The sequence below is a fragment of the Pseudogemmobacter sp. TB195 genome (assembly GCF_058313095.1).
The window spans coordinates 1-512 of sequence record NZ_JBZEGG010000238.1; the positions used below are offsets into that span (position 1 = coordinate 1).

Annotated in this window: 1 protein-coding gene; it reads right to left on the minus strand. The window is 67.0% G+C overall.

From position 1 onward, the window contains the following. Positions 1-58: 58 nt before the first annotated feature. Entirely contained in the window at positions 59-358 is a 300-nt protein-coding gene (locus AC4FS3_RS29565) for a hypothetical protein (RefSeq protein ID WP_491023508.1), read from the minus strand. Between the last annotated feature and the right edge of the window lie 154 nt (positions 359-512).

A 512-nucleotide genomic window follows, 5' to 3' on the forward strand; every position in this document is an offset into this window, starting at 1 on the left:
GCGGCGACCAGGCCATCCTTACCCTAACCCCTGCTTGACGCGGCTTCCGCCCGCCCGTTTACCCTGTGCGCCAGAGGATGTAGCGCTCCGGGCGCGATAAGGCCATCCTTGCCGCGGCGACGCTGTCGCCAGGAAAGCGGTAAAAAGGAAAGCGGTAAAAAGGAAGGCCGTGAGGAAGCCGCGCCTGCAGCCGGACATTTGCCCCGCCTCCCTGATCCGGCGTATGTCGATGCGGGCGCCTGTCTGAAAATGCCGGTGGATCGACCGGCGGTTTTTCACGCCCCGCGGCGTCGACTGTCTTGCCGGCGCCGGCGTTTCGCGGGGAGCATGCCGGTTCGGCAACGGTAGAGAGGAACATGCGCGCGATCCTGAGATTCCTGGGCTTTCTCGCGGTTGTCGGCGGCTTTGTCGCGCTGGTGATCGACGTGACGCGCTATCTGGCCAATAACGCGTGGGCCCCGGCGACGCTGCGGGGCGCGCTCGACGCCATCGTGACCGACGGCGGCGCGCGG

Excerpts from the sequence above, each read along its gene's own strand:
- AC4FS3_RS29565 (WP_491023508.1), bottom strand. The coding sequence starts at position 358 with ATGTTCCTCTCTACCGTTGCCGAACCGGCATGCTCCCCGCGAAACGCC.